Source organism: Limnohabitans sp., from assembly GCF_044361985.1.
Taxonomy (GTDB): Bacteria; Pseudomonadota; Gammaproteobacteria; order Burkholderiales; family Burkholderiaceae_C; genus Limnohabitans_A.
Window position 1 is genome coordinate 1 of record NZ_JBIKHV010000131.1, and the last position, 4940, is coordinate 4940.

Consider the following 4940-nt stretch of genomic DNA (forward strand, 5'->3'; position numbering starts at 1 on the left):
CCGGAGTGTGCCGGTGGATGCTGTACCGCCACCGCTGCCGCCGCAAGCCAGCAGGCCTGAGGCCACAAGCCCCATTCCTGTCCAAGACAAAATTCTGACAAGCCGGGATGGATGGTTTGCGCGCATACTGATCCTCATGAAATTGATGGAGTGAATTCAGGCTGTGGCCCAAGTTCATCCTCTGGCATTTCATGCACAAGCGCATGTACCCATGGGTCTGTTTTTCATAACCTGATGGAATACACCCAACGACATAAGTGTCTACACCCAACAGCCTGAAGGGCTACACCCTGCGTGGGGTGCAGACAGGCATGGTGTTACAAAAAATCAGACCAGAGGCACGGTGAGTTGTTGGATCACCCCGGCCGTGTCCGGACGCACGCCACGCCACCAGGCAAATGCCTCAGCGGCCTGCTCGGCCAGCATGCCCACGCCATCGGCCAGGCGCGTGACGCCAGCTTGTTGCGCCAGTTTCAGGAAGGGCGTGAGGCCCTTGCCGTAGGTCAGGTCATAGGCCAGACAGTCGGGTGAAAAAACACTGGGCGGCAAAGGTGGCAGCTCGGCAGTCAGGCTGGACGAACTGGCGTTCAGCACCACGTCAAAAACCCCCACCACATCGGCGTAAGCGGCCGCATGCACAGGCACCTTGCCACTTTGGTGTTGCTGGGCTAGCGCGGCCAATGCTTGCGCCTTGGACACCGTCCGGTTGACGATCACCAGCTCGGCAGGCTGCTCGGCCAACAGGGGCAGCAACGCGCCACGGGTCGCACCGCCCGCGCCCAGAATCAAGACACGTCTTCCCTTGATCGGACAGCCCAGGTTGTGCACCAGATCGCGCACCAGGCCCACGCCGTCAAAGTTCTCCGCATGGACCTTGTCGCCCTCAAACTTCAGGGCGTTGACAGCCCCTGCCATCTGCGCGCTGGGTGCCAGATCGGTGGCGTAGGCAAAGGCATCGAGCTTGAAGGGCGCGGTCACGTTCATGCCTCGACCACCCGCTGCACGAAACGCATCCACCGCTGCGGCAAAACCGCCCAGGGGCGCCAGCAGTTTGGTGTAGTCGATGTCCTGCCCGGTGACCTTGGCAAAAGCGCTGTGGATCTGCGGTGACTTGCTTTGCGCGATGGGGTTGCCGATGACGGCGTAACGGTCGGTCATGAAGAAGTTTTTTCTAAAAACAATGACGTGATCTTATCGTCCCCGGCACCTGAGCAATGGGCCTGCCAAGCCGTCACCCCCATCGGGCGCCCTTCAAAAAGTCAGTGTCGCCCCACCAGGCGGTAAATGACGCCCCCCAAAACCGCCACGCCCAACGCCGCCAGCATCAAGGCGTAGGGCAACCAGCCACGGTCCACGCTCTGGGCTACCAGCAGCACGCCGGTCGACTGGCCAAAAAACAGCAGGCAGGCGAACAAGGTCACCGCCGTACCGCGAGAGGCGGGGGCCATTTGTGTCGCCTGGACCTGCAATGTGTTGTGCAACATGTAAAAGCCAAAGCCCGTGACGAAGCAGCCCAGCATGCCCAGCACCGGCTGGTTGGCCCAAGCCACCGTGAGCATGCCCAGCGCGATGCAGGCGGTGCCAGTTCTGACCAGGCCGCGCTCGCCGCCCAGCCAACCCATCCAACGCCGTGCCAGCTGGCTGTAGACCAAGCCCCCCACGCCGTAAAGCATCATCACCGAGCCGGCAAAGACCAGGCTCATGTCGTATTGCTCGTGCAAATGGGTGGGGATGAAGGCCATGGCGCCAAAAACCAAGGCCCCCTCGATGGACGTCACTGCCAGGACCTGACGCACACGCTTCATGCGAAGGATCTGGAAGGTGTTGGCAAAGTACGCCTTGAAACTGGTGCCGCCGACGGCAGATGCTTGCGCAGGTGCGTTGCGAAACTTGCGCCACAGCATGAAGGCGGCAACTGAAAACACCGCAGACAACATGGCAAAAGCACTGCGCCAGCCCAGATGCTCGGCCGCAAAGCCCCCGAACCACAAGCCGGCCATCATGCCGCTGACGGTGTAGCCCATGAACCTGGCCAGGGTTTCCTGGCGGCGGTCGTAGGCCACCTGATCACCAATCCAGGCCATGGACAGCGGGATGATGCCTGCAGCCGCAGCGCCCATGAAGCCGCGCATGACCACCAACAGCGAAAGGTCTGACGCCATGCTGGTGATGGCACTGAACACCGCGCAGGCCAGCACCGCCAACGAGATCACACGCAATTTACCGAAACGGTCTCCCAGCGGCCCGTAAAACAATTGCAACACCCCATAGCACACGGCAAACACAGAGACCACACGCGATGCATCACCCGTGGTGACCTGGAACTCTTGCCCCAGCACCACCAGCATCGGGTCGCACAGGCGCATCGAGGCCATGCTGGCAAAGCCCGCCAAGCCCATCACACGCAAGCTGTTGCGTTCAGCTTGCGCTGTGAATGTCATCGGTCAGCCCATCAGTTGTTGTTCCAGATCGTGCAGGACCTGGTAGCAAGGCAGCACTTGCGCGATGCTCGAGTTTGGCTCGCGGCCTTGCTGGATCGCCGAGAAAAATTCGCGATCTTGCAACTCGATGCCGTTCATGGACACGGCCACTTGGGACACATCGATTTTTTCTTCCTTGCCCGTGAAGAGATCGTCGTAACGCGCCAGGTAGGTGCCGGTGTCGCCGATGTAGCGAAAGTAAGTGCCCAGCGGCCCATCGTTGTTGAAGCTCAGGCTGAGTGTGCAGAGTGCACCATTGGCGGCCTTGAGCTGGATGCTCATGTCCATGGCGATGCCCAACGCAGGGTGAATCGGGCCCTGGATGGCATTGGCCTTCACGATGGGGCTGCCGCACTGGTAGGCGAACAGGTCCACCGTGTGGGCAGCGTGGTGCCACAGCAGATGGTCGGTCCAGCTGCGGGCCTGGCCCAGCGCGTTCATGTTGGTGCGCCGAAAGAAATAGGTCTGCACATCCATTTGCTGAATGTTGAGATCCCCGGCCTGGACCTTGTTGTGCACCCACTGGTGGCTGGGGTTAAAGCGGCGGGTGTGCCCCACCATGGCCACCAAGCCGGTTTGTTGTTGCACGCGCAAGACTTCCTGGCCGTCTTGGTAGACATCACACAGCGGAATCTCCACCTGCACATGTTTGCCGGCTTTCAGGCAAGCCAGGGTCTGGCTGGCGTGCATTTGCGTGGGGGTGCACAAAATCACCGCAGCCACCTCTTTCAAAGCCAGTGATTCGTTCAGGTCGGTGGTGGCATGTGCAATGCCGTATTTGGCAGCGACTTCTTTGGTTTTTTCGATGTCACGGCTGATCAGCGACACGACCTCGACGCCGTCGATGTTTCGGATGCCGTCCAGGTGCTTGATGCCGAAGGCACCGGCGCCAGCCAGGGCGACTTTGATGGTTTTGCTCATGGGTATTGCCTTTCTGTGAAAACTATTTGAGTTTGAAGATGTTGCGCAGGGCCAAATCACGGTTCTCACCCAGCGCATTGCTCTTCAAAGCCAGTGCCCAAAACCCCGCCTTGCGGATGGTGTCTGGCGTGCCGTTGGCCGGATTGCGAAAAATCTCACGGATGGTTTCGCGTACGGGGGTGCCGTTGATTTCAAGCGGCAGTGTTTCGAAGTCGGGGTGATTTCTCATGCCCTCCCCCTCTGCGTCAGTTGAGCGCTTGCCCTGCGAAGTTCATTGGTTATTTGCTCAGCACTGGGCAACAGGGTTTGGTACCTCGCAGCAAGCACTTTGTTGGGCAAGCCTTCCAACGCATAGTGCGCTTGGGCTGCGCCCTTTTGACTGCACAAGATGATGCCCACGGGCGGGTTCTCTCCTTCACGCATCCAATGGGCTTTAGCGTAGTTCAGGTACATGTGCATTTGCCCAGCATCGGCGTGGCTGAATTTTCCGAGTTTGAGGTCGATCAGCACCAGGCATTGCAGAGCCCGATGGTAAAAGACCAAGTCAACGCGGAACCACTCATCATCGAGGCGTAAGCGTTTTTGGCGACCCACGAAGGCAAAGTCGTCGCCCAATTCAAGCAGGAAATCTTCCAACCTATGGATCAGCGCTTCTTCAAGATCGCTTTCGCTGTACTCGTCTTTGAGATCAAGAAACTCCAACACATACGGATCCTTGATGATGGTGTCTAGTCCCATCATGTCTTCAGGCTTGGGCTGAGCGCCTTTGCTGAGCATGGCCTTTTTATCTTTGGAAAGCAGGCTGCGCTCAAAAAACTGGCTATCAATTTGACGCTTGAGTTGCCGTACGCTCCAGCCGCCACGCAGGGCTTCGTGTTCGTAGAACTGACGGGACTCTTCCCCGTCGACCGACAAGAGGCACACATAAGCCGACCATGGCAGGGGAAAGGCGTGTGCAAGGTCTTTCAGGATGAATGGGCCAGACGGTGTTTCACGGATGGGGGCGCGAATCGCAGAAATTTCATCGATTCCAGATTTTGCAGACACTGTCTGCAAAATCTTCTCGTACGACCATCCCATGTGAAAAGCCCGCATCTGCGCTAAGTTGCGCGCACCAAACCCCCGCCCAAACTCCACCGTCAAATCCACTGCCAGTTGTTGGATTAGTTGTTCACCATAAGCCGCCCGGCGCTTGCCCTTTTGCTCGGCTTCAACAATGCGCCGCCCCACCTCCCAATAACTCGCTGTCATCACCGCATTGACACTTCGCACCGCAACTGTTCGGGCTTGGCGCAGTAAATCTGCGATGTTAGCTTGCAGGTTTTGGTAGTTTTTTGTGTTGTTCATGGGAACTTACTCACCTTGTTTTTTGTCATTTAGACGAGGAATTACTCTCGAAAATTATGACTTTTATGATATATAACAAGAATAAACGAACTCATTAATAACCAAACCGGGACTCAGTTGTTCTCAAGAATGACATGCCCCACCGCCGTGTTGCTGGCAGGCACATGGTAGAAGCGGTGGAGCAGCTTGGGG

Annotated in this window: 5 protein-coding genes; all 5 read right to left on the bottom strand. The window is 57.9% G+C overall.

Annotation, left to right across the window (positions count from 1 at the left end; translation table 11 throughout):
• Nucleotides 1-327 precede the first annotated feature (327 nt).
• Nucleotides 328-1158, bottom strand: a complete 831-nt coding sequence (gene aroE / locus ACIQ3A_RS13725; protein ID WP_396432286.1) for a shikimate dehydrogenase — start codon at nucleotides 1156-1158, stop codon at nucleotides 328-330.
• A gap of 101 nt (nucleotides 1159-1259) precedes the next feature.
• Nucleotides 1260-2441: an MFS transporter gene (locus tag ACIQ3A_RS13730; RefSeq protein WP_396432287.1), complete on the bottom strand. Its 1182-nt coding sequence runs from the start codon at nucleotides 2439-2441 to the stop codon at nucleotides 1260-1262.
• A 3-nt stretch (nucleotides 2442-2444) separates the two neighbouring features.
• Entirely contained in the window at nucleotides 2445-3401 is a 957-nt protein-coding gene (locus ACIQ3A_RS13735; protein ID WP_396432288.1) for a Gfo/Idh/MocA family oxidoreductase, read from the bottom strand.
• A gap of 22 nt (nucleotides 3402-3423) precedes the next feature.
• Nucleotides 3424-3630: a hypothetical protein gene (locus ACIQ3A_RS13740; RefSeq protein ID WP_396432289.1), complete on the bottom strand. Its 207-nt coding sequence runs from the start codon at nucleotides 3628-3630 to the stop codon at nucleotides 3424-3426.
• Nucleotides 3627-4748, bottom strand: a complete 1122-nt coding sequence (locus tag ACIQ3A_RS13745) for a YhcG family protein (RefSeq protein ID WP_396432290.1) — start codon at nucleotides 4746-4748, stop codon at nucleotides 3627-3629. Before ACIQ3A_RS13745 ends, ACIQ3A_RS13740 begins: the two co-directional genes overlap by 4 nt.
• Nucleotides 4749-4940 lie beyond the last annotated feature (192 nt).